Source organism: Flavobacterium sp. (genome assembly GCF_035292545.1).
GTDB lineage: Bacteria > Bacteroidota > Bacteroidia > Flavobacteriales > Flavobacteriaceae > Flavobacterium.
Genome location: NZ_DATDPV010000083.1, coordinates 35,952 through 61,459 on the forward strand (window position 1 = coordinate 35,952; position 25,508 = coordinate 61,459).

Below are 25,508 nucleotides of genomic sequence, written 5' to 3' on the forward strand. Positions count from 1 at the left end.
TTTCTTTTTTTATTTTTTATTTTTTTTATTGTTTCCCATGATAGTCAGAAACTATCTTAATCTAATTTTTAAAATTTAAGGAATACTTTATCCCTTGCTGTTTCATACTCTTCAACATACTGTACACTTTCTATGCCAACATTTACATTCTCGGATAATAGTGCCAATGCTTTTTGTGTTTCTCTTAAAGCGACTTCAGGATCATCATAAGAACCTAAATCCTGCTTTTCGGCATTGTTATAATTCAGATAAGTAAATGTTCCAATTCCCAGCAAAACAACAACCGAAGCGGCAATCGATAACCACGCTACATTACGTTTTTTAGATTGTAGTGGTATTTCTTGCTTAAACTTTTGCTCTTTTGCCTGAGAGAAATATCCAAATAAGGATTGGTACTGCTCCAAATGCTGCGCAACATCTGAGGAAGAGAAGTAATCTTTCAATTCATTTTCTTCGGCAATACTGGTTTCTCCCTGAAAGTATTTTTCTAATAATATTTCTATTCTATCTAATTCCATAACTGTGTGTTTTTGACATAAATTCTCTTACCGTTTTCCTTCCTCTTGAAAGCGCTACGCGAATAGCGGTTTCATTCATATCTAAAATTTTCGCGATTTCTTCAAACTCATATTGTTCGATATCCCGCATTTGAATAATTAATCGTTGTTGTTCGGGCAATTGATTGATGATTTTTTCAACCCAATCCAAACTGTCCTGATCTTCTACTTTTTGCTGTAAACCGGCTTCCCTATCCGTAAAATTATTGTGAACGATTTTTAAATTTCCGGCTCTTTTCGATTTCAATTGATCCAGACAATAATTCTTGGTCATCGTCATCGCAAAAGCTTCCACACTATTGTATTCGCTCAAGCCTTCATTTTTATTCCACAATTTTACCAAAACCTCCTGAGTGGCATCTTCGGCTTCTTCTGTGCTTACCAGTAATCTCTTTGCAAGCCTAAAGACTTTGTCCTTGAAAGGAGCGATTAAATGCACGAACTCGTTTTGGTTCATTATCGTTGGTTTATTTGGTCGGTTATACAATCAAGACGAAGGATATTATTTTTTGTTACAAACAAATTCAAAATAATTCTAAACTTAGTGAATTATAGCATACAAAAGGAGATATATTTAGAAGAAATTCCTGATGTATTTTTGAATTCAACACAATAAAAAAGTATATTTATGCGATACTATTAAATAACCAACTATTTATAAAACCAAAATCACATGAAAAACACAACCAAATTATTTTTAGCCTTAACTGCTTTGATTTCTTTTGCATTTGTAAAACCCAAATTTATTGAACCCAAACAAATCAATGTAGTTATTGATGCGAGCCATGGCGGATATGATTCAGGTGCAAAAGTGGGGGGTTTTACCGAAAAACAGATTGTAGAACAGATTACCCATAAAATCTATGCTTTAAATAAAAATAAAAATGTCGTGATTCATTTAACCCGAAGCTCTGATACATTTGTTTCATTGGTAGAAAGAACCAATACCATAAATGCATTAAAACCGGATTTAGTTTTGTCTTTACATGTAAATTCAAACTCAAATAAAAACAAATCAGGAATGGAAATGTATGTGGCAAATGAAAATAAATCTTCTGAAATGTCGCTAGCTTTTGCAGGAAAGCTTTATGATAAATTTATAAATAATAATTTAAAAGTAAACGAAATAAAAAACGCGAAATTTTATATTCTAAAAAAATCAGAAGTGCCTGCAGTACTTGTAGAACTTGGGTATTTATCTAACGAAAGTGATTCAAAATACCTGACTGATGAAAAAGAACAAAACCGTCTTGCGGAAACTATTATAGATTTTATTTCGGAATTAAAATAAAACTCTCCAATTTCTAAACAAACAAAAATCCCGCTCCAAGAAATTTGAAGCGGGATTTTTAATTAAATTAAAAGATTTTATCTTTTTAGAACAAGATATTCAAACCGATTTTAAAATTTCTTCCTCTGGTGCTATACCCTACAGATTCAACAAATTCTTCATTTAAAATATTGGTGACTGCTCCAAAAACAGTCATTCTGTTTTTGATTAATTCATACTTAGCCGTTACATTTACCAACTGATAAGAATCTAACAAAACTGGTGTGGTTGCAAAAGTGCCTCCATCAAAGAAAGCATCGTTTCTTTTATCCACATATTGATAGTTTACATTAAAAAACGTCCTTGTCGTTGCCTGATAATCTAAGGAAACATTTCCTTTATGTTTTGGAATTAATCTGCTCAAAGGCTGCTCTACTTGAGTAAAAGTATAATTTCCGTTGACTTTTATTTTGGTTGAAAAAGAATAAGAAATCATAGTTTCAATCCCTTTTGCGTCATTTTTCCCTTCAATATTTACATAATTGGATGTCCAGGTAATTGGGTCTGTATAAAATCCAATGGAATTTTTTTCTTCTCTATGAAAAGCAACGGCATTGAAAGTGAATTTTTTATTTAATAACTCCACTTCAAAACCTGCTTCTACCGTACTATTTTCTTCCGGAGTTAAATCCAAATTTCCGTAAGGCGAATACAATTGGTATAAACTCGGAGTAATGTAAGCGGTACTATAGGAAGTCAAAACTTTTAAAGGTATTTTCGAAAAAGAATAAGACGGATTTACATTATAAACAAAATGAGTATCATAAATACTGTGCATGTTGTAACGCGCTCCGGCATTTATATTCAAACCAAAATCAGAATTATAAACTGCCGTTAAATAAGGATCAATGGTATTAAATTTTGCTGTTTCATTGGTTATTGCATCATAGGGTGTTTCCGAATTCATTTCGTGGAATTGGAATTGGCTTCCTGTAACAACAAAAAATTGTTTGTTAAATGAATATTTATTAAACACATCAACATTCACACTTTTTGATTTGTAATCACTGACTTCAACTGCATTTGCCCAGCTATTAAAAGTATTGTAATTTCTTTCGATAGTATTAAAGCTGGAATTCAAAACAAATTCTCCTTTATTGTATTTGTATTTTGGCGAAAATCCAAAACGGAATTGTTCCGATGTAGATTCATTTAATGAAGTATCCGGATTGCTGAAATTGTCAAAGGTTCCGTCAAAGTCACTCTTTACTTTGTCATAATTGGCAAAGAAATCCAATGTTAATTTAGTTGTTGGTTTAAAGCCAAATTTCACCAACGAATTCACTCTGGAAAAACGATCTTCCTCATAAGTGGAAGATTGTGGAACTGCGGCTTCCGAAATTCCTTTGGTTTCCGTACTATTTAAAGAAGCAAAATAATTGAATTTTTCAATATTGCCATTCAAAACAAATCCTTGATTAAAATCTTGCGGATTGTATTTTACTTTGTCAGCAGTAGCTTGCGTCCCCATGCTCATATAGGCATTTCCGGAAATTGCTTTCTTGCCGGCTTTTTTCAAAGTAATGTTGATTACTCCGGTAGCGGCCCCGGTCCCGTATAAAGTACTCGCCGCACCTTTCATAACCTCAATACTTTCTACTTGTTCCACTGGAATTAATCGCAAATCATACTCTAAATTAATCCCGGAAGCATCTGTGACCGGTATTCCGTCAATTAGAATCAACGTTTGACGATTACGACCACCACGAAGGTAATACCCTAAATTTTTTCCGGCACTGCTTTGGTTTCCGTTAACCTCAAGTCCGGCAACTGTGCTTAAAACATTGGCCAGGGATTGACCTGATTTTTTCGCTAATTCTTCGGCAGTAATTTTCACGATTACTTTTCCTGATTTTTCTTTTGGCAAAGCAAATTTCGAATCCGAAATTACAACTTCATCCAGTTTTACTTCTTGCTCCTGAGCAAAGGCATTCATTGCAATAAACAATGCAAACGCACTTAGGCGAACCATTTTTTTGTTCATTTTAGTTAAAAATAATTTTAATAAAGTGGGGAGAAAAGCATAGAATTGACCCATACCCAAACCTTTTTTTCCCGAAAGTTTGATACTCGATGTATTAGGCAGGTCTCCTGGCTTGCGTCTTGTTGTTTACCTTCCCATTCGCCGCGGCAAACAGTGGTTTTGTAGATAACAACAAGCTTGATAGCTTACAGTTGCGGGTACAGCTTAGGTTTTGAACCTAATTCCCTTTTAATGCGATTTGAAAAAACAAAGTCACAACCTCAATACGGGCGCAAATATATAAATAATTATTAGGTAAGCATCAGATAGAGCTATCTCAACTAACAATTTTTTTAAATTAGATATAAAATAAAATGAGTTCTCCTATTTCTGAATATCATCTTTCTTTTTTGAAAGTTTGATTATCAACCATGCAAAACCAATCAAAAAATGTAACAGGATAATCCCTGCAACTATATAAACAAAAGTGTTTGAATCGTTTCTCATAACTTGTTTTTTTTGATAAAATTACAGTTTTTCAACAAAGGGATTGGTATCAAATGTTTCACAAGTTCATTTTTATAGAAACAAAACTTTACTTTTGCAAAAATATTTTTAATGAAAATAGCACAACAATCCTTATTATACTTTTTAATTGCTTTGTTATTCATTCAATGTAAAAAAGAAGAAAAAAAGGAAACTTCAGAAGTAACTACTGAGAATTCCATTCAATACGCCAAAGGGCTTGAAATCTATAAACACAAAGGCTATTCTTTAGTAAAAATAACCAGTCCCTGGCCGGAAGCAAAAGAAAATTTCACTTATGTTTTACAGGAAAAAAATGGAATTATCCCGGATAGTTTAAAACAGTTTACTACCATTCAAATTCCCATAAAATCTATTGTTGTGACCTCAACTACTCACATTCCCGCTTTAGAAATGTTAGGTGTCGAAAATACTTTAGTTGGTTTTCCCAATACCGATTATATTTCGTCCGAGAAAACCCGAAAACGAATCGATGCCGGAAAAGTTCGGGAAGTAGGCGCAAACGAAACCTTAAATACCGAAGTTTTAATCGATATGGCTCCTGATGTGATTGTTAGTTTTGGTTTAAACAACAGCAATCCAACTTTGGATAATTTACAAAAAAGCGGTTTAAAAGTAATGATTAATGGTGATTGGACCGAACAATCTCCACTCGGAAAAGCCGAATGGATTAAGTTTTTTGGAGCATTATACGGATTGGATTCCAAAGCCAATACCGTTTTTTCAGAAATTAAAAAAGAATATACAAACACTTTAGCTTTAGCCAAAAAGGCAATGACAAAACCCACAGTGTTAAGTGGCGCCATGTTTCAGGACCAATGGTATGTGCCGCAGGGCGAGAGTTGGGCTTCCTTGTTTTTGAAAGATGCCGAATCCAATTATTTATGGGCCGATAGCAAAGGAACGGGCAGCTTGACTTTACCCTTTGAAAATATATTAGAAAAAGCGCAGGATGCCGAATACTGGATTGCGCCGGGAGATTTTTCTTCGTTAAAGGAAATGAGCGACAGCAATCCGCATTACGGTCAGTTTGCTTCGTTTAAAAATAAAAAAGTATATTCGTACGGAATAAACAAAGGCGCAAAAGGTGGAATTCTTTATTTTGAGTGGTCTCCTACCCGCCCTGACTGGGTCTTGAAAGATTTGATTAAAATTTTTCATCCCGAATTATTGCCCAACCACAAACTTTTTTTCTTTCAGAAATTAGAATAAATTGACCCAAACCAACCGAAATACGATTCTTTTCGTACTCCTGACCATCGGAGTCATTTTCTTGTTTCTGGTAAATATCAGTTTGGGATCGGTTTCTATTCCAATCAAAGAGGTATTTAACAGTCTGACTGGTGGAAATGCCAGTAAAGAAACATGGGAATATATCATTATTAATTACCGCTTACCCAAAGCTATTGCTGCCATTTTGGTTGGAATGGGACTGTCAATTAGCGGATTATTAATGCAAACTTTATTTCGAAACCCATTGGCTGGACCTTATGTTCTAGGGTTGAGTTCCGGTGCAAGTTTAGGTGTAGCCATGGTTATTTTAGGTGCAGGGTTTTTACCGAGTTTTTTAGCTTCCGTTTTACTTTCTTCTTATGGAATTGTTTTAGCTTCGAGTATGGGAAGTTTTTTGGTTTTACTGGCCGTTTTAGCCGTTTCCCACCGATTGCGAGATACCATGGCCATTTTGATTGTGGGATTAATGTTTGGAAGCTTGACCAGCGCCATTGTTGGAACCCTGACGTATTTTAGTACAGCAGAACAGTTGCAAAAATTCACTTTCTGGTCATTGGGAAATTTAGGTAATTTATCTTGGACATCAATATTGATTTTATCCATCTGTGTGACCATTGGTTTGCTTTTGAGTATTTTCAGCATCAAGCCTTTAAACGCCTTGCTTTTAGGAGAAAACTACGCCCGAAGTTTGGGATTGAATTATAAAAAAACGAGACTTATCATCATATTTGCGACGAGTATTTTGGCAGGAAGCATCACTGCCTTTGCGGGTCCTATTGCCTTTATCGGATTAGCCGTTCCGCATATTGCAAAATTGGTTTTTCAGACCAGCAATCACACGATTTTATTTTGGAGCACCTTGCTTTTCGGGGCGATGATTATGCTTATTTGTGATGGCATTTCACAAGTTCCGGGAAGCGATATTACATTACCCATCAATGCGGTGACTTCTATTTTTGGAGCACCGATTGTGATTTGGCTATTGGTTGGAAAACGTAAAATGATGACCTAATGGAAAGTAAAATTATATTACAGGCTTCAAAAATCAGCATTGGCTATGCTCATAAAAAAGAAAAAACTATTGTTGCATCCAACATTGATTTATCTTTGGAAAAAGGAAAATTAGTAGCGTTAATCGGTGCCAACGGAATCGGAAAATCAACACTTTTAAAAACCATTACCGGTATTCAAAATACCATTTCAGGAACAGTTTTACTCAACGGCAAAAACATTCACGAATTGGATTCCTTAACCTTAGCGCAAAATCTAAGTATTGTGTTAACCGAAAAATTGCCTCCCAGTAATTTAACCGTTTTTGAACTCATTGCTTTAGGAAGACAGCCTTACACCAATTGGATCGGAAAGTTAACCGAGACCGATATTGAAAAAGTCCACGAAGCCATGGAACTCACCCAAATCAGTCATCTATCCAATAAAAAGCATTACGAAATCAGTGACGGGCAATTGCAAAATGTTTTGGTAGCGCGAGCTTTGGCACAAGATACTCCGTTGATAATTCTGGACGAACCTACAACTCATTTGGATTTATTGCATAAAGTGGCGTTATTCAAACTTTTGAAAAAACTGACGAAGGAAACCCAAAAATGCATCTTGTTTTCTACGCATGATATCGACATGGCGATACAATTGAGTGACGAAATGATTATCATGACCCCAGAAATGGTGCTACAGGATCAGCCTTGCAATTTCATTTCAAAAGGGACTTTTAATTCCCTTTTCAAAGATGAACATATTGTTTTTGATTCTGAGAAAGGGAAGTTTATGATTGTTTAAATTATTTTCCTTTCAATAAATTTATGCTCACTGTCGCAATATCTGAATCGGGAAATTTTCTAAAAACATTAGCGTCTGGAAACAAGCCTGCTTCTGCACATATTTTGTGTAAAACTTCAATTTCCACAATAAACTGATCCGAGAAACCATGCGTAGCATCATAAGCAGTTGCGGCAGTTTTACCCAGATTAGCGGCCGTCAAAGCAGGAGCAATGGTATGCAATTCTATCATCAACAATCCAAATTTACTGACATAAGGAGACCATTTTTTGAAATGTTCCAACAAATTATCTTCCACCAGATTATTTTTGATTCGCAAACCTCTATGGGCAAATGCGCCTGTGGATTTACTCACTCTATCGGCAGTCAGTTGTTTTGGCATTTCCCAAATTCGGTTATGGTCCAGGAATGTCCTCACATTCAATAAATCTTTCAGATCAATGTTATAATTTTCCATCAAATCATCGGAAAGTAAATCTGGACGGCCAATATCACCCCAAATTACTTTGGCCCAAATATCGGCTTTGATCAAATTGGCTCTCGTTACTTTCAACGCCGTTTGATTGTAATCGGCACCGACCAAAAATAACGGATAATCATCGAGCATTTTTCCGCGTAACGTTTGTCGGTCTATCACCTCAAAAACGTGTTGCAGGAAAGCGCCATTACCACATCCCATATCCAAAATCCCTTTGGGCTGTTCTTCGATAGGTAAATTGAATAATTTAATGATGATTTCATCCACAATTTTGAAATAGGTATCATGGGCACCACCACTTCCCCAAACATTCATTTCCCGATCCACATGAATTTCATCTTCGCCTTCGGCAACGGTTCGCAATACATTTGGATTACCAAATAACAGTTCGTCCATTTTACTAAAAGTTGGCAAATAGGAAACGGTCACGCCATAAGCAGTGGCTCTTTTGGCAAAAAACAATCCTGTTTCTGCAAATTGATAATTCCCGTTTTTATGGGTAAACCAACCTAAATAAACGAAGAAATCCAATATTTTTTTAAAATTATCGGGTGACTTGTGAAACTCTTCCGGGCGGAAAGATATTTCCATGAAATATTTATGAAACATCCCGCTCATGCCAAGTCGAACTAAAGTAGGTCCGACCAAAGCGCCTTCAATATGTTTTAAAATCTGATGTTGAATTTCATTGGTCAAAGGATCATTGGAGAATGAAATCCCATAATTATTTTTATATTTTTCAAAAATAACATTCAGTTTTTCAAAAGGGGCATCTTCAAATAATCGAGGATGAAACTGCATCGAGAATTGCAATAAATCAACCACATCTCCATACAAATGAAACATCGAAAAAGCAATCTCACTTTTGTCTGTAACACTAAATTTGATTTCGTCGGTAGCATTATTAATATGATAATTCAGAAATCCTTGAGAACACAACACCCGTAAACCCACATTCAGATAACCTTCATTGGCTTTGAATTCAGCAGTAAGTTCCGCAAGAGTGGCTTCTTTTTTGTCAAGAATATAGACTAAAACGCCTTTTTTATGCAACGAAAATCCCACCGGTGCGGTAACTAAACCATCCAAATGTCTAAAAATGGTACTTCTGAGAAAAACTTTATCAATCATAAAATGAATTTTAAAATGGCTTACTCAAATATATAAAATTTCATCCAAAGAAGATGAACCATTTTTAAAACCCATACTCCGTCCTTTACAATTCAATCTGTCTTTTGGCTTCACCAATAGCAAAAGCAACAGAATTCGCTAAATTATAACTTCGTACCAAAGGCGAAATAGGGATGGTCAGGTGATTGGAAAACTGTGCCAAAACTGCATCACTCAAACCCACACTTTCTTTTCCAAAAACCAACCAGTCGCCCTCTTGAAATTCTGCTTTCAAATAAGAAGTATCACTATGGGAACTGAATAAAAACACGCGTGACAAATCCGGAATCTGGGCAATCCACTCGCTTACATTCTGATATTCTTTCCAATCGAGATGTACCCAATAATCCAATCCGGAGCGTTTTAAATTTTTATCCGTTATTTGAAACCCAAATGGATGAATCAGATGCAGCCTGTTTCCGGTTCCCACACACAAACGACCAATGTTTCCGGTATTGTTCGGAATTTCAGGTTCTACTAAAACGATGTTTAACATATTTTTTAATTAAAAGATTGAAAAATTAAAAGATTGAAAAAAATATTTCAAACAATTTAATTTTCTATTTCAAAATCAGAAACTTCTAAAACTTCTCCTGATTGTAAATTATTTAAATGCACATTTCCAATACGAACACGAACCAATCGCAACGTAGGAAAACCAACAGCTGCAGTCATTTTTCGAACTTGTCGAAACTTTCCTTCATTAACTGTAATCGAAGCCCAGGAAGTTGGTCCGTGACGTTCATCCCGTATTTTTTTCCCTCTTGCACCAAAGGCGGGAACTTCATGAATTAAAAATGAGGTACAGGGTTTGGTGATGTATTTAGTTCCATTAAAACCTATTTCGACACCCTCTTGCATTGTATCGATAGCTTCTTGCGTAATTATGCCATCAACTTGTACATAATATTCTTTATCGACCTTTTTACTTCGAATAATTTCGCTCATCATTCCGTTAGTCGTAAGCAACAATAAACCTTCGGAATCCTCATCAAGACGACCAATTGCCATCGTGCCATTTGGAAAATCATACAATTCACCCAAGAGCTTTTTCTTTCTCTTTAGCTCATATATAAATTGGCTTAAATAGCCATAGGGCTTGTGAAGGATGAAATGAGAATGAGTCATTTTATTGTTTCTTTTGTGAATGCAAAGATAGTTTTGTTTTAGCAGCATTTAAAAAAGTACAACGATACATTTTATCGTAACAAACCTAAAGCAATGTTAAATGACTATCTTCTTTAATATAAAAGACGTAATATTATAAAAAAGCACAACTAACAATAAAATATATTGTCATGGAAAATAAAGATTTAGGTTCAAAAAAAATGAACAACAAACAGAATGTAAACGAAGGATTTAGCGGTGAAAATATGTCAGAGGAAAAAAATCCATCAACACCAACATTAAAAACGGAAGTAGAAATCGACGTAAACGGTAATCCGGTAGTAGTTCAAAGAGCACGTAATATTGATGCAACAACAGCCAACACTCCGGAAGAAACCGACAGAAACTGGAATGAAAATGAAAGTTTAAGTCGTGGTGTAGCCACTGAGAAAGAAGTCGACAAAACTATCGAAAACAAAGATCGAAACTCAGACATCACGCCAAACCGATATCCAAATTCGAATCCCGACAATCATGAAAACAGAGGGAATATAAAGTTGGACGAAAAATAATTTTAATTTATTTAATGAGCCGATAAGAACATCATTTCTTATCGGCTTTTTTATTATTTTTTTTGAAAAGGGGAAAGACATTACAATACTGGATTTTTAAAGATTAAATTCTGGATTGTAAATGATCCCAATGACGTTCTCCCATAAATCCCTGGCACTCGCTATCAAAATTTCACCACCTACATTGATGTTTTCATCTTATTTGCATTTTAATATTAACACTCAAATTTAATCCAAAAATATCTTCAACGAATTCTTGTAAAGAATCTTGTCGGAAATTGGTTTATAAATTCATCTTTAATATTTTAAAATCATACTATTCGTATTTATAAATAGTTAATTAACAACACTTTAAAAATTAATTTCTTTAAATTTACAATCCATAAACAATATAGATTTTTTATATTCTTTTCATGATAAATTTAATAATTAACCTATCAAAATAGAGTTACCCGATTGGGAATTACTTATAAAAATTAATATTTAAAAACAACTATTATGGAACCATCAATGAAAAAACAAGAAAATGCTAAAGGAGTTGTAAAAGCAACAGCTAGTGCAGCAAAAGGATTGAGAGAATTATTTGAAGTTGGATTGAATGACATTTACTATGCAGAAAAAGTAATGACCAAATCGTTGCCAAAAATGGTCGAAAATGCTTCCTCTCCAGAATTAGTTACCGCTTTAAAAAACCATTTAGCTGAAACAGAAGAGCATGTTTCGCGTTTAGAAAAAATATTTAAATCCACAGGAATCAAAACAGTGGCCAAAAAAAGTAACGCCATGGAGGGCTTAATAAAAGAAAGTGAAGTTACAATGAAAGAAACCGAATTAGGTAATGTGCGTGATGCCGGAATTATTGCCGCAGGACAAAAAGTGGAACATTATGAAATTGCTACCTATGGTACATTACATGCTTTCGCAAAAACACTCGGTGAAGACAAAGCTGCCCAATTATTGGCGATGAATCTTGATGAAAAGAAAAAAACAGATGCTGCTTTGACTGGAATCGCCATGGCTTCGATTAATGCCCAAGCGGCTGCGCCAAATCCTAAATGGTAATTTTGATTAAAAATCAGTTGCTCCATTTAATATAAGACCTGCTTTATGCAGGTCTTTTTATGTAGTTCGTTTAGTTGCGTATGAAATTATAAATTTCATACAAACAATCCGTCCCGACAACCCGAATATTTTTTCTTACATTTACGCTACATTAAATTAAATTTATCAATGTCACAAGCATTTTTAGTATTAGCCACATTTATTATCGCGTTAGCTATTGGCATTTTTATTGGTAAAATGCTTTTTGCTGCCAAAGCCCAAGCCGAAAAAACAGGTTTAGAAGAAAAACTAATCGGTTTGACTTCGCAATTTAATAGCTTAAAAGAACAATTTTTATCCGATAAAACTTCGTTAGAAAAACAATTACAACAAACCCATTCCGAAAAAGAAATGATTCGTAATGAAAAAGAAGCAATAAACATTCAGCTTACCAAAAAAGAAGTGGATTTTGAAAATCTTTGGGAACGCAATAAAAAACAAAAAGAAGAAGTCGAAAAACTACAAGAAAAATTCACCAAAGAATTCGAAAATCTGGCCAATAAAATATTAGACGAAAAGTCCAGTAAATTTACGGAGCAGAATAAGGAAAACATGAAAAATATCCTTTCGCCTTTACAGGATAAAATTCATTTATTCGAAAAGAAAGTCGAAGACACACACAAAGAAAGTATCGATTATCATGCGGCTTTACGCCAACAAATCCTTGGTCTACAGGAAATGAACACCCAGATGAGCAAAGAAACCATCAACCTGACCAAAGCATTAAAAGGCGACAGTAAAATGCAGGGAAATTGGGGAGAATTAGTACTCGAAAGAGTTCTAGAAAAATCAGGACTGGAAAAAGACCGGGAATATTATGTACAGCAATCACATACCAATGAAGAAGGCAATCGCGTATTTCCTGACGTAGTGATTAATCTTCCTGACGGAAAAAAGATGATTGTCGATTCGAAAGTTTCCTTAACCGCTTATGAAAAATACATTAACGAAGAAGATGATAGTTTAAAAAACAGCTTTTTAAAAGAACATGTCAATTCCATCAAACGTCATGTGGAACAATTGGGCGACAAAAATTACCATGATTTATACCAGATAGAAAGTCCCGATTTCGTATTGCTTTTTATTCCGATGGAACCGGCTTTTGCTTTGGCATTAAACGAAGACACATCTTTGTACAACAAAGCTTTCGAGAAGAATATTGTAATTGTAACACCTTCTACCCTTTTGGCCACTTTGCGAACCATTGACAGCATGTGGGCCAATCAGAAACAGCAGGAAAATGCCTTTGAAATTGCGCGACAAGCCGGAGCTTTATATGATAAATTTGAAGGATTTGTAGCCGATTTAATCAAGATTGGCAAGAAAATAGACGAAAGCAAAACCGAATACCAAGGTGCCATGAACAAACTCGTGGATGGAAAAGGAAACCTCATCACGAGTGTTGAAAAACTCAAAAAAATGGGCGCCAAAGCCAAAAAAGCACTTCCCGAAAGCATCTTAAAAAGAGCAGAAGTAGAAGAAACGGAACTTTAAAACCAATTATAATGAAACAATTTTTAATCATTACTGTTTTAGCATTAGTAATAATATCAGTCTCTTTTTACGCATTTTTATATTACGTTCCTTATAGCGAAGGAGTTCGTTCGGGCGAATTAATAAAAATTAGCAACAAAGGAGTCGCCTATAAAACTTGGGAAGGCGAAATCAGCCAGGGAATTTCCGGCGCACAAATATTCTCTTTTTCTGTTTTGGACAAAGACAAAAAAGTGATTGAAGATCTGAAAAATTTACAAGGCCAATATGTAAAACTTACTTATATCGAAAGATACAAAACGTTTGCCTGGTGGGGTGATTCCAAATATTTTGTGACCAATGTAGAAAAAGAACAATCACCACATTTTAATAACCGATAAAATGAAAAGCAGTTTCAAAAATGTAAAATCGTCAAAAGTGACCATTTCACAATTGATGTTACCCTCTCATTCTAACTTTAACGGAAAAATACACGGAGGCTATATTTTATCACTAATGGATCAAATTGCTTTCGCCTGCGCATCGAAATATTCTGGAGCGTATTGCGTAACGGCTTCTGTGGATACGGTCGATTTTCTGAAACCTATCGAAATTGGAGAATTGGTAACCATGAAAGCCTCGGTAAATTATGTTGGAAATACATCGATGGTAATTGGCATTCGGGTTGATTCTGAAAACATTCAGACGGGCAAAGTCAAACATTGTAATTCTTCCTATTTTACGATGGTTGCCAAAGATGAATTTGGAAATTCCGTTACAGTTCCGGGATTAATTATTGCGAACATGGAGGAAGTAAGACGTTTTTATAATAGCCTGAAAAGAATGGCACTCAAAAAAGAAAGAGACCATCACGAGGAAACTTTCGACTATTCTTCCAAAGAAGTTTTGATGGAACTCGAACAATACAACGTTTCATTAGAATTAAAATAGGTGCTTCAATTTGACAAATAATTCCAATAATATCAGGCCACTTCTTAGCTTGAATTATATTTTACATCAACTTCCTAACTGTTATTTCTAAACAATGCTTCTCAAAAGCATAAAATAAAGTGAAATTTTGTTTAACTATATTTATTTATCGTTAAACATTATATACCTTTATGCTCTAAATCAGAAATACACATGGCAACTAAAAAAACAGCACTTACAAAAGATAAAATTATCTCAATGTATATGAATTATACGTTAGAGCATAACGAAAAACCAAAATCAGTTTACAATTTTGCAAAGCTAAATGGCTTCTCAGAAACGGAATTCTACAGCTTTTTCGGAACGATGGAAAGTATCGAAAAGGAAATCTTCAAGACTTTTTTAGAAAAAACAGTCGAGTTACTGCACAAAAACAAAGACTACGAAGACTATGACATGAAAACCAAAATGCTTAGTTTTTATTTCACTTTCTTCGAATTATTGTCAGCCAACAGAAGCTATGTGGTCATGAGTTTGAAAGAACACCAAAATCAACTGAAAAATTTGATGCAACTTTCAGGTTTAAGAAACAGTTTCAAAAAATATGTTTCCGAAATAATTACCGACGATTTTAGAACACAACAGGAACGTTTACAAAATTTTCAGGAGAAAGCCATTCAGGAAGCCTCTTGGATACAACTTTTACTGACCATGAAATTCTGGCTGGACGATTCCTCTCCTTCATTTGAAAAAACTGACATCTTTATTGAAAAATCCGTAAAAGCCACCTTCGAATTAATGAATATAACGCCAATTGACAGTTTAATTGATTTTGGTAAATTCCTTTTTAAAGAAAAAATACACAACAAATCATGAAAACGATCGATTATATTCCAACATCAAAAATAGAACGTGCCAGTAAGTTAGTGCAAACCGGCGCTAAAGTGGGCGTCAACTATCTAAAATATTACGGAGAGAAATTAGTGAACCCCGAGATTACCAAAGACAAACTTAATGAAAACAATGCCGAAGACATTTATGACGGGCTGAAAAGCCTGAAAGGAAGTGCTTTGAAAGTAGCGCAAATGTTAAGCATGGACAAAAGTTTTTTGCCTCAGGCTTATGTAGAAAAATTTTCGTTGTCGCAGTTTTCGGTTCCGCCATTATCCGCACCATTGGTTTTGAAAACCTTTAAAACTAATTTTGGAAAAACCCCTTATGAAATTTTCGATGAGTTTAATGCCAATTCGGTAAATGCAGCAAGTATTGGTCAGGTGCATCTGGCGGTAAAAAATGGTAAAAAACTCGCCGTAAAAATTCAATATCCTGGAGTTGCCAATAGCATTTCTTCGGATTTAGCTTTGGTAAAACCAATCGCAATCCGGATGTTTAACCTTCAGGGAAAAGATTCCGATAAATATTTTAAGGAAGTGGAAGACAAACTGATTGAAGAAACCAATTATTTATTGGAACTGAAACAAAGCCAGGAAGTCGTTAAAGCATGCAAGAAAATATCAAATCTGGTTTTCCCGGAATATTATCCTGAATTTTCATCCGATAAAATCATCACGATGGATTGGATGAAAGGCATCCATCTTTCGGAATTTACCAATAAAAACAACGATTTAGAAACCGCCAATAAAATTGGTCAGGCTTTATGGGATTTTTATATGTATCAGATTCATGTGCTGAAAAAAGTTCATGCCGATCCACATCCCGGGAATTTTCTGGTCAACGAAAAAAACGAACTCGTGGCGTTGGATTTTGGCTGTATGAAACAGATTCCGGATGATTTCTACGTTCCTTATTTTGAATTGATTGATAAAAAAGTAATCGATAACAAGAAATTATTTAACGAAAAATTATTTGCTTTAGAAATCCTGCGGGTAGATGATTCCAAAGAAGAAATCGAATATTTCACTGAAATGTTTTATGATTTATTGTCGCTTTTCACCAAACCGTTTCAGAATCCGACATTTGATTTTTCCGATGCCGTATTTTTTGAAAATATCGCCAAATTGGGAGAACGATTCGCCAATGACACCAACCTCCGAAAAATGAATGGCAATCGTGGCTCGAAACACTTCATCTATATGAACCGAACTTTCTTTGGATTGTACAATTTGATGTTTGATTTGAAAGCCGAAATTGTTGTCAATCAATATCAGAAATACCAATAGAAAAATGTCAAAAGAACTTAATGATCTGGATAAAGACCGGGTTATCGAAATGGCTTGGGAAGACCGAACCACTTTCGATGCTATTTTATTGCAATTTGGATTGAAAGAACAGCAAGTCATTGATTTGATGCGAACCGAAATGAAAGCTTCGAGTTTCAAAATGTGGCGCGAAAGAGTTCAGGGACGAAAAACAAAGCATGAAAAATTAAGAGCATTTAGGGAAGGACGTTTTAAATGTACGATGCAAAGACAAATCAATAACAATAAAATTTCGAAAAGATAATATGAAAAACATTGTAATCATTGGCGGAAGCAAAGGAATTGGAAATGCCATTTTATTGCAGCAACTCGAAAACAATACGGTTTTCAATATCAGCCGAACCGCTCCTGAAATCACACATCCAAACCTGAAACATTTTACACTGAATGTGCTTCAGGACGAACTTCCGGAAATAGAGAACATCGATGCGCTGATTTACTGTCCGGGCTCCATCAACTTAAAACCGATTATGAGTTTGAGTATTGATGATTTTAAAAATGATTTTGAAATCAATGTGATTGGAGCTGTAAAAACCATCCAGAAATTTTTACCGGCATTAAAAAAAGGAAACAATCCCTCGATTGTATTATTCAGCTCCGTTGCGACAAAATTAGGAATGCCGTTTCATGCCAGCATAGCCACTGCCAAAGCTGGTGTCGAAGGACTGGTAAAATCGCTTGGCGCTGAACTTGCTTCCGTTATCCGAATAAACGCCATTGCCCCTACGATTACCGAAACATCCCTTTCGGCAAATATTCTGAGAAATGACCGAATGAAGGAAAATATGATCGAACGTCATCCTATGAAAAATTATTTAAAGCCAGATGAAGTTGCACAAATGGCGCATTTCCTTATTTCTGAAAATGCCAAGTCTATTTCGGGACAGGTTTTCGAAATGGATTACGGATTGGTTACTTTTAAAATGTAAATAAGAATAAAACAACGATACCTAATAAATGAAAAGCTACGAAAAAGTTGAAACCTACGATATAGAAAAAATTGAATCTTTATCAAAGAATTATAAATCCATTATTGAAGATCTAGGCGAAGATTTAAACAGAGAAGGACTTCAAAAAACACCGGAACGCGTGGCAAAAGCGATGCAGTTTTTGACCCATGGTTACGATTTGAATCCATTAGAAATATTAAAATCCGCTATGTTCTCCGAAGATCATAAGCAAATGATTGTCGTAAAAGACATCGAAGTCTATTCAATGTGCGAGCACCACATGTTACCGTTTTTTGGTAAAGCGCATGTAGCGTATATCCCAAACGGAAAAATTGTAGGATTGAGCAAAATACCAAGAGTAGTAGATGCTTTTGCGAGAAGAATGCAGGTTCAGGAAAGACTTACTGACGAAATCAAAAATTGTATTCAGGATGCTTTAAATCCGCTTGGTGTTGCTGTTGTGATTGAAGCGCAACACATGTGCATGCAAATGCGTGGTATTCAGAAACAAAATTCCGTAACCACCACTTCTTCTTTTACCGGTGCCTTTGAAAAAGACAAAACCAGAAAAGAATTTATCAGTCTGGTTTCCAATAAATTGAGCTAAAAGTTTTAAATTTATAAATAAAACCATGAAAATTCTCTTAACCGGCGCAACAGGATATATTGGGAAGCGGCTTTTGCCTATTTTAGCAGCGCAGGGTCACGATATTATTTGTTGCGTAAGAGATAAAAACAGGTTTTATTGTCCGATAGAATTACAAAAAAAAGTAGAAGTTATTGAAGTCGATTTTTTAGATCAAACTACCTTAAATAATATTCCCGCAAACATTGATGCCGCTTATTATCTAATCCATTCTATGTCGGGTGCTTCTGATGATTTTGATGAATTAGAGCGCATTTCAGCAGAGAATTTTGTGGAACGAATCAATTATACTGATGCCAAACAAGTAATTTATCTGAGCGGAATTGTCAATGAAAAATCGCTTTCAAAACATTTGTCTTCCAGAAAAAAAGTAGAAGAAATTTTAAATTCAGGAGCCTTTCCTGTAACCACTTTAAGAGCAGGAATTATTGTGGGTTCCGGAAGTGCTTCGTTCGAAATCATTCGGGATCTGGTCAACAAACTTCCCATTATGATTGCGCCTAAATGGCTGAATACAAAATGCCAGCCCATTGCAATATCCGATGTACTCAAGTTTTTATCCAAATCATTACTCAATCCCCTAACCTATAATCAGAATTTTGACATTGGTGGCCCCGACATTTTAACGTATAAAGAAATGCTATTGGGTTTTGCTAAAGCCAGAAAACTCAAAAGATGGATTTTTACCATTCCGGTAATGACGCCAAAATTATCGTCGTATTGGCTTTATTTTATAACCTCAACTTCTTACAAACTGGCATCTGCATTGGTGAGCAGCATGAAAGTGGAAGTGATTTGCAGAGATCATAGAATCAATGAAATCTTACACATTACACCAATGTCCTATGAACAGGCAATCTCCAGGGCCTTGATAAAAGTCGAGGAAAACAAAATTGCTTCCAGCTGGAAAGATTCCTTTGTAAGCGGGCGATTCAGCACCAGTATATCCGAATATATAAAAGTTCCCAGAAAAGATTGTTACCTCGACAGACGAAAAAAAACAATTGAAAACATGGATTTCACCATCAACCGCATTTGGTCACTTGGTGGAGACACCGGTTGGTATTATGCCGACTGGCTTTGGGGCATAAGAGGTTTTATCGATAAATTATACGGAGGGGTTGGTTCGAGAAGAGGCAGAACCAACAGGACAGAAATCCATACCGGCGATGTGTTGGATTTTTGGCGTGTTTTATATTCCAATAAAGAAGAAGGAAAACTACTTTTATATGCCGAAATGAAATTGCCGGGACAAGCTTGGTTAGAGTTCAAAATCATCAACAATACCTTATACCAAACGGCAACATTCAAACCTAAAGGTATTTGGGGTAAATTATATTGGTATTCTGTTTTGCCATTTCACGGATTTATTTTTAATGGAATGCTGAATAAACTCATTCGATAATTATTTTAAATGAAATAAAAAAATCCCATCCGTTTTTGACCAGATGGGATTTTTTGAATCCATAAAAATTATACCTACTAAAAGACTCTGACTAAATTAAAACCAAAAGCAATTTCACCTTTACCCCAATCGCCGGTGGTTTGTCCCAAATAACCGGTTTCATGCATCGCTCTTGAATTAGTAAAATGCATTTGAAAAACATGTCCGCCTGTTTCTAAATCTACCCCAATCGAAAGTGGATTTTTATAAATAGACTGATTTGCACGGTTCAAATGGGCCGCATAATCCATATTGACAGACCAACGCTTCGCAAATTTATATCTTCCTCCTACTCCTATCGCAAACTGGCTGTTATCCTGTGGATTTGGCAAAATGACAGCATTATTTTCGTCTAGGATATCTCTTATGGTATTTTCATGAAAATAGGTTGGTGCTATTTCTAAAGATAATTTCTCGGTAAATTTTCTCGAAATCAGTACTTGGGTAACATAACTCAAACGGTTCTCAAACTTCAATTTTGGAAAATTTTCTTTCTTCATTTCTGTATTAACAGCAATACTGCTAAAACCAACAATTGCGAAAGGAAAACCGTCTTTCTGCTGCGACTTCAACAAATATTTGAACCCTAAATCATAGGTTTCCTGAAAACCACTTCTGGAAACATGAATGTTTAACCAATCGTTTACACCGTAAAGAAACTTCAGTTGCGTATTGGCGTTATCTAAACCGAAAAAATCATCAAATCCTTGATTTACATAGTCAAACCGGTGGGCAACTATAAAATAAAAATCGTCTTTTGCGGCTAATTTGGTCGATTCAATGTTTACTATTTTTAAAGATTTAAATGCCGACTGCACTTTTGTATTGACTTTAACTGTGTCTATTTCAGATAGTAAATCGTCTTGTGCAAAAAGACAAATTGGGAATAATAAAGCGAGGATAATTTTTTTCATACTTAATTTTTAATTGACGAATAAAGGGTTTATAATTTCGTTTGGGTACTTTCTGAAATCATATACGTAGCTTTTCGCAAATTGGATGCATTTAATTTTTTTAAAAGATTAATTTTTTTATTCCTAACATAAGTTATTCTCCATAAAAGCAGCTATTAACTTTTACTTGAACTATTATAACTGCGAGTCATTAATGAACTATTTTTGAGATTTAATAGATGGTTCAGGTTATTTTAATCAACTAACAATGTTTTTGTTGAATTGCCATAATTTGTTCTAAGTACAACCATGTAGGAACCTTGGGACAGAAAAGAAGTGTCAATTTTATTTTCTTGCGGTGTAATTGTTTGTTTACTTACCACTCTTCCTAAATTATCATAAACCTTAATTTCTCCAGACGAAATTGCTGAAGGAAGCTCGATAGTGGTATAGCCTTTTGTAGGATTTGGATACATTTTGAAAGATTCAACTGCAAAATCTTCTGTTCCAAGTGTGAGGTTTGTTGTTAATGCTCCCCTATTTGAACCGCCATGATACACTAAATCATAACTTGCCGTATTTCCTCGCGACCAAACTAACATTAATGGTCCGGCAGTATTACTAAATGTATAATTCCCTGCAGAAACTCTAGCTCTTGTGGCAACTAATGTTCTAACATTTGAAGCTACCGTATTTGAGGTTATGGTCCAACTTTGAGAGGCATCTAATGATGGAACAACGCCAACTCCTTGAAATGTTCTGTCGCTAAGGGCTCCTGTAGGGCTCTGGGTATAAATTACTGCATCTCCTCCTAACGTCATGGAATTAACGCCAAAACCTAAACCTAAATATCTATCCCCCGGACCAACCAATGTCAGCGTTACTAAACTTGATGTAACATCAATTTTAGCTGAATATGCTAATCCGGCAGTATTTGATAACTGGATTGTTCCCGTTGAATACGTTTGCCCAACCATAGTTGAGAAAACAAAAAAGATCGACAAAGCTAAAGTAAATTTTTTCATGGCTATTTTGTTTTTATAATTTCAATTAATTTATCATCGTTTGCAAGTATGGCGTAATCTAATGCCGAATTGCCTCTATTGTCTTTAGTATCTGGATTCGCTTGTGCTTTTATCAACAAACTTACTATTTCATAGTTCTTAAACATTGAGGCGTAAATTAAAGCAGTTGTCCCGTTTGGATCTGTAATATTTGGGTTGGCTTTGTTTTCTAAAAGTGCTTGAACTATTTCTTTATTGCCTTTTACAACTGCTGCCATTAAAGGGGTTCCCATGGAACTGTTTCCGTCAATGTCTTTCACATTTTTTATTAAAAAATTTGCAACATCTACATTTCCCTTGTAACACGCTAAAATTAATGGTGAATATCCTGCTTCATTAACAGAATTAATCGCATCCGGATATTGCTTCATTATTGCCTTTACTTCTTCAACAGTTCCTTTTCTGGCGACATCAAAAATCTCCTGTTGCGAATATCCGGTTTGAAAAAAAACAAAGCATAAAGTTAAGTATAAATACCTCATAATCAATAATTTATTTAACTATTAAAACGCATTGATCCATTTTTAACTCTTCGAGTAAATCATCATAACCTATAAATCGGCCTTTTATTTTTATGGCTGATAACTTCAAGGTATTTGTCGGAATTTTATCTGTAAAAACAGCTGTTAATTTATCGTCCAGGACAATTGTATTTGTTGATGAATCCAAACTTGATATTTTACCGTATACTTCTATAGTCTTGTCAAGGTATTTTTGGTTAGATTTGGTTTCATCTTTTTTAAATTCATCGTATATTGAATTGGCTGATACCAAATAACTTTCTTTTTCTGAAGCAATGTCGCGATGGTCTTTATAAAGATAGAAATACAAACCAACAGCAGCAATGGTAAAAAAAAGAAACACTAAAATTATTTTATTTTTTTTCATATTTTCTGTTTAATCTTACAAATTTAACTAATTAATTTTTTAATATTCAAATATTTAACCTTAACTTTAATATGTCAATAAAATCAACCATGAAACTTACAAAATCACTAACCTTTTTTTCGTCAATCCTTATTATTACAAGCTGTACTTCCGATTCGGAATCGGATTTAACGAACAATACGCCTATTAATGAAAACGTAACCTATACGGGTACGATTAGAAACATTATCGATAATAATTGTATTATGTGTCATGGAACCACTCCTACAAACGGAGCGCCTATGTCTTTAACCACATACGCAAATGTTAAGGATGCGGTTTTAAACAGAGGATTATTAGACAGAATCTCCAGACCTCAGGGAAGTCCGGGCATGATGCCAAGCGGAGGAACAAGATTGCCGCAAAGCACTATTGACCAAGTAGTTCAATGGAAAAACGACGGTTTATTAGAATAATTAAATAAACACTATCATGAAAAATTTAACATTACTATTTATCATTATCTTGACATCAGGCTCTTTAATTGCACAAGATAAAAAGCTAACCAAAACTGGTAAAATAATCTTTGAAGCCTCAGTCCCTTCATTTGAAGAAGTAAAAGCAAAGAACGAAACGGCCACTTGTATTTTAAATATAAAAACCGGGGAAATTGCCAGCTTGGCTTTAATCAAAGGGTTTCGTTTTAAAATCGCTTTAATGGAAGAGCATTTTAATGAAAATTATATGGAAAGCGATCTTTATCCAAAGGCGACTTTCAAAGGTAAAATTCAGGGTTTCAATTGGAATATCATTGGAACGTCTCCGAAAGAATTTAAAATGAAAGGTGTGTTGGAATTGCATGGAAAAACCAAAGAAATCAACACTATTGTCAGACTTAGAAAAGTAGATGATGGTTTAGAAATTATCTCAGATTTTAATGTAAATTCAGATGATTTTGGCATTGAAATCCCAAAAGTAGTGAGCAAAAAAGTAGCAAAAACCGTCAACATAAAAACAAACTTTCTGGTAAAATAAATGAACCCATTCATTTTTAAAAAACCCAATTTATCTAAATTCAGAGACCAAAATTAGCGCACCAATTTCTATAAATCAACAATATTTATAACTATATTTGTTATAAATATTGTTGATTTTTTAATTATAAAATATTATTAATTAGCACGTTAAGCTAAATTATTTATGGGAATATTTTGCAAATAACCTTAAATAATTAAATGGATATTTATTTTATATCGTCAATACACAAAAAGGAAAATTACTGACGATTCTGGTTAATTAATTTTCAAAAAGGAAACCTCAAATCTCATTTTGTTATTTAATCAAATAGTAGTTGACATTAACATATTTCGAGTTAAAAACACAACCGATTAAACCCCAAATTGGTCTGTTCCTCATGCTGATGCCTATTGTTTATTCCCCAAAGTAAACAATCTTGAAGTTCTTAATAATTTTGTTTAACTAAACAAAAAATAGAAGCAACAGATGCAGTACTTAGATACATGGAAATTTTTAGCAGGGCTTGGCTTTTTTCTTTATGGAATGAGGCAATTGGAAACGGTATTGAAAAATATTTCAGGCCGATCACTAAAACTTTTTCTAAAACGAAATACGCAATATTTATTCAAATCTATTGTTGGCGGCGCAATAATCACGGGAATAGTGCAAAGCAGTTCCGTAGTATCCCTCATTGTACTCGCCTTTGTTGAATCTGGCATTATAACTTTCCGAAATGCCATGGGTGTTATTCTGGGAACCAATTTGGGAACCACATTAAGCAGTTGGATTATTGCATCCGTAGGTTTCAAGCTAGACGTTTTAAATTATGCATTACCCATCATCGCCATCACTGCAATCGGAATGTTCTTTTCTGAAAACAGAAGAAAATTGCATAATCTGTTTGTTGTTTTTTTTGCTTTAGGAATTTTGTTTTTGGGATTGGCCTTTATGAAAGACGGGGCTTTGCAGTTGGTTAAATATGTCGACTTTAAATCTTTTTCCCATTACAGTCCCATTATTTTTGTAATTATTGGCTTCATTGTTACAACCATTATTCAGTCCAGCTCTGCCACTGTAGTGATAACCCTTACGGCAATATACTCGGGCACGATATCATTTCCTTCAGCAGCTGCAATCGTCATTGGATCTGAAATAGGAACCACCATCAAAGTATTGCTTTGGGGAATGACTGGTTCTGCGGATAAAAAAAGAGTGGGTTTCGGTAATTTTTTCTATAATATTTTCACTTCCATTGTGGCCTATCTCTCTTTGTATTGGATTATTTATTTTATTGAAAATATTGTTCGGATTAATGATCCTTTAATTGGTTTAGTGTTTTTTCAAACGTCCATTAACTTGTTGTCCATCGTTTTATTCATTCCTTTCCTAAATATTTTTTCTAAATGGTTAGAACGAAAATTTGTTTCCGACAGGTCAAACGAAAATACATACATCAGTAAAAATCTGCCGGTTTTACCTTTGCTTGCCACAGATACTTTTCGAAATGAAGCTTTAAATCTATTTAATAAAATACGCCAGTTCATCAAAAAAATCCTAAACCTTGAAAAACATTCCCCTGAAGGATTTATTGAAAATATTAAATCATTTGCCAAAACCGATACAAACATTGAACTCGAATACCAACGAATAAAACAAACCGAAGGAGACTTATTGGCCTATTATGTCAGCATTCGGAAAAACAATCTGGAGGAAGACGAAGCCAATTTTCTGCTGCAAAATGTAAGTGGTATCAGACAGGCTGTTTTTGCTGCCAAAGCCATAAAAGACATTCAACACAATCTTATAGATTTTGAAGATTCAGCTAATGATGTTTTATACCAACGCTGCGAGATTCTTCGTAACGAATGGATTGAATTCAACAACTTATTGAGTCGGTTGTTAAAATTGCATGATAAAGCGCTATTGACATTGGAAATTGAAACTGCAATGAGCAATTCGATAAAACTGGAAGAAGCGCAAAAATCGGAAGTAATTGTGCTATTGAAAAAAAACCAACTAAATGAATTCGAGGCTTCTACATTAATGAATGTGAACCGTGAATTTCTTTCCAGCAGAAAATCTTTGCTTTTAGCAGTTGGCAATACTGCAACGGAAAACAACATTAAAGCCAACCCTTTATTTGTAAAATAACCA

At 34.6% G+C, this 25,508-nt stretch carries 28 protein-coding genes and 1 riboswitch; of the genes, 18 read left to right on the top strand and 10 right to left on the bottom strand.

The features are described from left to right. Nucleotides 1-68 precede the first annotated feature (68 nt). Nucleotides 69-518, bottom strand: coding sequence for a hypothetical protein (locus VI621_RS14290; protein ID WP_324219081.1), 450 nt, complete (start codon nucleotides 516-518; stop codon nucleotides 69-71). Beyond that, nucleotides 505-1,014 carry a sigma-70 family RNA polymerase sigma factor gene (locus VI621_RS14295; RefSeq protein WP_324219082.1) on the bottom strand — a complete coding sequence of 170 codons (510 nt, stop codon included), beginning with the start codon at nucleotides 1,012-1,014 and terminating at the stop codon, nucleotides 505-507. The genes VI621_RS14290 and VI621_RS14295 overlap by 14 nt, the downstream gene beginning before the upstream one ends. A 216-nt stretch (nucleotides 1,015-1,230) precedes the next feature. Between VI621_RS14295 and VI621_RS14300 the strand changes: the two genes are divergently transcribed. Next, complete coding sequence (locus VI621_RS14300; RefSeq protein WP_324219083.1) at nucleotides 1,231-1,848, top strand: N-acetylmuramoyl-L-alanine amidase; 618 nt, start codon at nucleotides 1,231-1,233, stop codon at nucleotides 1,846-1,848. An 85-nt stretch (nucleotides 1,849-1,933) separates the two neighbouring features. Here the strand turns inward: VI621_RS14300 and VI621_RS14305 are convergent, their stop codons facing one another. Then, entirely contained in the window at nucleotides 1,934-3,871 is a 1,938-nt protein-coding gene (locus VI621_RS14305) for a TonB-dependent receptor plug domain-containing protein (RefSeq protein WP_324219084.1), read from the bottom strand. Between the two features lie 80 nt (nucleotides 3,872-3,951). After that, nucleotides 3,952-4,149: riboswitch (cobalamin riboswitch) on the bottom strand. Nucleotides 4,150-4,468: 319 nt separating this feature from the next. Between VI621_RS14305 and VI621_RS14310 the strand changes: the two genes are divergently transcribed. The 3 genes from VI621_RS14310 to VI621_RS14320 are packed head-to-tail and all read left to right on the top strand — an operon-like array spanning nucleotide 4,469 to nucleotide 7,423. After that, entirely contained in the window at nucleotides 4,469-5,608 is a 1,140-nt protein-coding gene (locus VI621_RS14310) for an ABC transporter substrate-binding protein (protein WP_324219085.1), read from the top strand. 1 nt (nucleotide 5,609) lies between these two features. Next, the gene (locus tag VI621_RS14315; protein ID WP_324219086.1) at nucleotides 5,610-6,641 is read left to right on the top strand and encodes an iron ABC transporter permease; all 1,032 of its coding nucleotides are present in this window, start codon (nucleotides 5,610-5,612) and stop codon (nucleotides 6,639-6,641) included. Continuing rightward, on the top strand, nucleotides 6,641-7,423 hold the full coding sequence (locus tag VI621_RS14320) for an ABC transporter ATP-binding protein (protein ID WP_324219087.1): 783 nt from the start codon (nucleotides 6,641-6,643) through the stop codon (nucleotides 7,421-7,423). Before VI621_RS14315 ends, VI621_RS14320 begins: the two co-directional genes overlap by 1 nt. A gap of 1 nt (nucleotide 7,424) precedes the next feature. Here the strand turns inward: VI621_RS14320 and VI621_RS14325 are convergent, their stop codons facing one another. The 3 genes from VI621_RS14325 to VI621_RS14335 all read right to left on the bottom strand — a co-directional run bounded on the left by VI621_RS14325 (nucleotide 7,425) and on the right by VI621_RS14335 (nucleotide 10,199). Then, nucleotides 7,425-9,032, bottom strand: a complete 1,608-nt coding sequence (locus VI621_RS14325; protein WP_324219088.1) for a class I SAM-dependent methyltransferase — start codon at nucleotides 9,030-9,032, stop codon at nucleotides 7,425-7,427. Between the two features lie 85 nt (nucleotides 9,033-9,117). Next, nucleotides 9,118-9,567 carry a tRNA (cytidine(34)-2'-O)-methyltransferase gene (locus tag VI621_RS14330; protein WP_324219089.1) on the bottom strand — a complete coding sequence of 150 codons (450 nt, stop codon included), beginning with the start codon at nucleotides 9,565-9,567 and terminating at the stop codon, nucleotides 9,118-9,120. Nucleotides 9,568-9,623: 56 nt separating this feature from the next. Further along, nucleotides 9,624-10,199: a pseudouridine synthase gene (locus VI621_RS14335; protein WP_324219090.1), complete on the bottom strand. Its 576-nt coding sequence runs from the start codon at nucleotides 10,197-10,199 to the stop codon at nucleotides 9,624-9,626. 170 nt (nucleotides 10,200-10,369) lie between these two features. Between VI621_RS14335 and VI621_RS14340 the strand changes: the two genes are divergently transcribed. The 11 genes from VI621_RS14340 to VI621_RS14390 all read left to right on the top strand — a co-directional run bounded on the left by VI621_RS14340 (nucleotide 10,370) and on the right by VI621_RS14390 (nucleotide 19,474). Next, nucleotides 10,370-10,750 carry a hypothetical protein gene (locus VI621_RS14340; RefSeq protein WP_324219091.1) on the top strand — a complete coding sequence of 127 codons (381 nt, stop codon included), beginning with the start codon at nucleotides 10,370-10,372 and terminating at the stop codon, nucleotides 10,748-10,750. A gap of 498 nt (nucleotides 10,751-11,248) precedes the next feature. Beyond that, a complete protein-coding gene (locus VI621_RS14345) occupies nucleotides 11,249-11,812 on the top strand; it encodes a ferritin-like domain-containing protein (protein WP_324219092.1) in 564 nt (187 codons plus the stop codon). 168 nt (nucleotides 11,813-11,980) lie between these two features. After that, nucleotides 11,981-13,345 (top strand): DNA recombination protein RmuC, encoded by a 1,365-nt coding sequence (rmuC, locus tag VI621_RS14350; RefSeq protein ID WP_324219093.1) that lies wholly within the window; start codon nucleotides 11,981-11,983, stop codon nucleotides 13,343-13,345. Between the two features lie 11 nt (nucleotides 13,346-13,356). Then, the gene (locus VI621_RS14355) at nucleotides 13,357-13,725 is read left to right on the top strand and encodes a 6-phosphogluconate dehydrogenase (protein ID WP_324219094.1); all 369 of its coding nucleotides are present in this window, start codon (nucleotides 13,357-13,359) and stop codon (nucleotides 13,723-13,725) included. A 1-nt stretch (nucleotide 13,726) separates the two neighbouring features. After that, the gene (locus VI621_RS14360) at nucleotides 13,727-14,275 is read left to right on the top strand and encodes an acyl-CoA thioesterase (RefSeq protein ID WP_324219095.1); all 549 of its coding nucleotides are present in this window, start codon (nucleotides 13,727-13,729) and stop codon (nucleotides 14,273-14,275) included. 192 nt (nucleotides 14,276-14,467) lie between these two features. Further along, nucleotides 14,468-15,130, top strand: coding sequence for a TetR family transcriptional regulator C-terminal domain-containing protein (locus VI621_RS14365; RefSeq protein ID WP_324219096.1), 663 nt, complete (start codon nucleotides 14,468-14,470; stop codon nucleotides 15,128-15,130). Continuing rightward, nucleotides 15,127-16,434: an ABC1 kinase family protein gene (locus VI621_RS14370; RefSeq protein ID WP_324219097.1), complete on the top strand. Its 1,308-nt coding sequence runs from the start codon at nucleotides 15,127-15,129 to the stop codon at nucleotides 16,432-16,434. Before VI621_RS14365 ends, VI621_RS14370 begins: the two co-directional genes overlap by 4 nt. A gap of 4 nt (nucleotides 16,435-16,438) precedes the next feature. After that, nucleotides 16,439-16,717, top strand: coding sequence for a TIGR03643 family protein (locus tag VI621_RS14375; RefSeq protein WP_324219098.1), 279 nt, complete (start codon nucleotides 16,439-16,441; stop codon nucleotides 16,715-16,717). A 1-nt stretch (nucleotide 16,718) separates the two neighbouring features. Continuing rightward, entirely contained in the window at nucleotides 16,719-17,402 is a 684-nt protein-coding gene (locus tag VI621_RS14380; RefSeq protein ID WP_324219099.1) for an SDR family oxidoreductase, read from the top strand. A gap of 28 nt (nucleotides 17,403-17,430) precedes the next feature. Beyond that, nucleotides 17,431-18,030, top strand: a complete 600-nt coding sequence (folE, locus tag VI621_RS14385) for a GTP cyclohydrolase I FolE (protein WP_324219100.1) — start codon at nucleotides 17,431-17,433, stop codon at nucleotides 18,028-18,030. 25 nt (nucleotides 18,031-18,055) lie between these two features. After that, nucleotides 18,056-19,474 carry an SDR family oxidoreductase gene (locus VI621_RS14390; RefSeq protein WP_324219101.1) on the top strand — a complete coding sequence of 473 codons (1,419 nt, stop codon included), beginning with the start codon at nucleotides 18,056-18,058 and terminating at the stop codon, nucleotides 19,472-19,474. Between the two features lie 77 nt (nucleotides 19,475-19,551). Here the strand turns inward: VI621_RS14390 and VI621_RS14395 are convergent, their stop codons facing one another. The 4 genes from VI621_RS14395 to VI621_RS14410 form a co-directional block, all read right to left on the bottom strand. Then, nucleotides 19,552-20,427, bottom strand: a complete 876-nt coding sequence (locus VI621_RS14395) for a DUF5777 family beta-barrel protein (protein ID WP_324219102.1) — start codon at nucleotides 20,425-20,427, stop codon at nucleotides 19,552-19,554. Between the two features lie 233 nt (nucleotides 20,428-20,660). Next, nucleotides 20,661-21,431 (bottom strand): T9SS type A sorting domain-containing protein, encoded by a 771-nt coding sequence (locus tag VI621_RS14400; RefSeq protein WP_324219103.1) that lies wholly within the window; start codon nucleotides 21,429-21,431, stop codon nucleotides 20,661-20,663. 2 nt (nucleotides 21,432-21,433) lie between these two features. Further along, the gene (locus VI621_RS14405) at nucleotides 21,434-21,952 is read right to left on the bottom strand and encodes an ankyrin repeat domain-containing protein (RefSeq protein ID WP_324219104.1); all 519 of its coding nucleotides are present in this window, start codon (nucleotides 21,950-21,952) and stop codon (nucleotides 21,434-21,436) included. A gap of 10 nt (nucleotides 21,953-21,962) precedes the next feature. Continuing rightward, nucleotides 21,963-22,358, bottom strand: coding sequence for an OB-fold protein (locus tag VI621_RS14410; protein ID WP_324219105.1), 396 nt, complete (start codon nucleotides 22,356-22,358; stop codon nucleotides 21,963-21,965). 89 nt (nucleotides 22,359-22,447) lie between these two features. Between VI621_RS14410 and VI621_RS14415 the strand changes: the two genes are divergently transcribed. The 3 genes from VI621_RS14415 to VI621_RS14425 all read left to right on the top strand — a co-directional run bounded on the left by VI621_RS14415 (nucleotide 22,448) and on the right by VI621_RS14425 (nucleotide 25,505). Further along, a complete protein-coding gene (locus VI621_RS14415) occupies nucleotides 22,448-22,813 on the top strand; it encodes a hypothetical protein (RefSeq protein WP_324219106.1) in 366 nt (121 codons plus the stop codon). A gap of 16 nt (nucleotides 22,814-22,829) precedes the next feature. Next, nucleotides 22,830-23,372, top strand: coding sequence for a YceI family protein (locus VI621_RS14420; protein WP_324219107.1), 543 nt, complete (start codon nucleotides 22,830-22,832; stop codon nucleotides 23,370-23,372). Between the two features lie 468 nt (nucleotides 23,373-23,840). After that, nucleotides 23,841-25,505, top strand: coding sequence for a Na/Pi symporter (locus VI621_RS14425; RefSeq protein ID WP_324219108.1), 1,665 nt, complete (start codon nucleotides 23,841-23,843; stop codon nucleotides 25,503-25,505). The last annotated feature ends 3 nt before the right edge of the window (nucleotides 25,506-25,508 follow it).

Bases quoted from the DNA above. Each gene is read 5' to 3' on its own strand.
- VI621_RS14305 (WP_324219084.1), bottom strand. From the start codon at position 3,871: ATGAACAAAAAAATGGTTCGCCTAAGTGCGTTTGCATTGTTTATTGCA.
- VI621_RS14340 (WP_324219091.1), top strand. From the start codon at position 10,370: ATGGAAAATAAAGATTTAGGTTCAAAAAAAATGAACAACAAACAGAAT.
- VI621_RS14380 (WP_324219099.1), top strand. From the start codon at position 16,719: ATGAAAAACATTGTAATCATTGGCGGAAGCAAAGGAATTGGAAATGCC.
- VI621_RS14355 (WP_324219094.1), top strand. From the start codon at position 13,357: ATGAAACAATTTTTAATCATTACTGTTTTAGCATTAGTAATAATATCA.
- VI621_RS14375 (WP_324219098.1), top strand. From the start codon at position 16,439: ATGTCAAAAGAACTTAATGATCTGGATAAAGACCGGGTTATCGAAATG.
- VI621_RS14345 (WP_324219092.1), top strand. From the start codon at position 11,249: ATGGAACCATCAATGAAAAAACAAGAAAATGCTAAAGGAGTTGTAAAA.
- VI621_RS14320 (WP_324219087.1), top strand. From the start codon at position 6,641: ATGGAAAGTAAAATTATATTACAGGCTTCAAAAATCAGCATTGGCTAT.
- VI621_RS14400 (WP_324219103.1), bottom strand. From the start codon at position 21,431: ATGAAAAAATTTACTTTAGCTTTGTCGATCTTTTTTGTTTTCTCAACT.
- VI621_RS14335 (WP_324219090.1), bottom strand. From the start codon at position 10,199: ATGACTCATTCTCATTTCATCCTTCACAAGCCCTATGGCTATTTAAGC.
- VI621_RS14370 (WP_324219097.1), top strand. From the start codon at position 15,127: ATGAAAACGATCGATTATATTCCAACATCAAAAATAGAACGTGCCAGT.
- VI621_RS14390 (WP_324219101.1), top strand. From the start codon at position 18,056: ATGAAAATTCTCTTAACCGGCGCAACAGGATATATTGGGAAGCGGCTT.
- VI621_RS14415 (WP_324219106.1), top strand. From the start codon at position 22,448: ATGAAACTTACAAAATCACTAACCTTTTTTTCGTCAATCCTTATTATT.
- VI621_RS14420 (WP_324219107.1), top strand. From the start codon at position 22,830: ATGAAAAATTTAACATTACTATTTATCATTATCTTGACATCAGGCTCT.
- VI621_RS14325 (WP_324219088.1), bottom strand. From the start codon at position 9,032: ATGATTGATAAAGTTTTTCTCAGAAGTACCATTTTTAGACATTTGGAT.
- VI621_RS14360 (WP_324219095.1), top strand. From the start codon at position 13,727: ATGAAAAGCAGTTTCAAAAATGTAAAATCGTCAAAAGTGACCATTTCA.
- VI621_RS14365 (WP_324219096.1), top strand. From the start codon at position 14,468: ATGGCAACTAAAAAAACAGCACTTACAAAAGATAAAATTATCTCAATG.
- VI621_RS14300 (WP_324219083.1), top strand. From the start codon at position 1,231: ATGAAAAACACAACCAAATTATTTTTAGCCTTAACTGCTTTGATTTCT.
- folE (WP_324219100.1), top strand. From the start codon at position 17,431: ATGAAAAGCTACGAAAAAGTTGAAACCTACGATATAGAAAAAATTGAA.
- rmuC (WP_324219093.1), top strand. From the start codon at position 11,981: ATGTCACAAGCATTTTTAGTATTAGCCACATTTATTATCGCGTTAGCT.
- VI621_RS14295 (WP_324219082.1), bottom strand. From the start codon at position 1,014: ATGAACCAAAACGAGTTCGTGCATTTAATCGCTCCTTTCAAGGACAAA.
- VI621_RS14410 (WP_324219105.1), bottom strand. From the start codon at position 22,358: ATGAAAAAAAATAAAATAATTTTAGTGTTTCTTTTTTTTACCATTGCT.
- VI621_RS14395 (WP_324219102.1), bottom strand. From the start codon at position 20,427: ATGAAAAAAATTATCCTCGCTTTATTATTCCCAATTTGTCTTTTTGCA.
- VI621_RS14405 (WP_324219104.1), bottom strand. From the start codon at position 21,952: ATGAGGTATTTATACTTAACTTTATGCTTTGTTTTTTTTCAAACCGGA.
- VI621_RS14425 (WP_324219108.1), top strand. From the start codon at position 23,841: ATGCAGTACTTAGATACATGGAAATTTTTAGCAGGGCTTGGCTTTTTT.
- VI621_RS14330 (WP_324219089.1), bottom strand. From the start codon at position 9,567: ATGTTAAACATCGTTTTAGTAGAACCTGAAATTCCGAACAATACCGGA.
- VI621_RS14290 (WP_324219081.1), bottom strand. From the start codon at position 518: ATGGAATTAGATAGAATAGAAATATTATTAGAAAAATACTTTCAGGGA.
- VI621_RS14310 (WP_324219085.1), top strand. From the start codon at position 4,469: ATGAAAATAGCACAACAATCCTTATTATACTTTTTAATTGCTTTGTTA.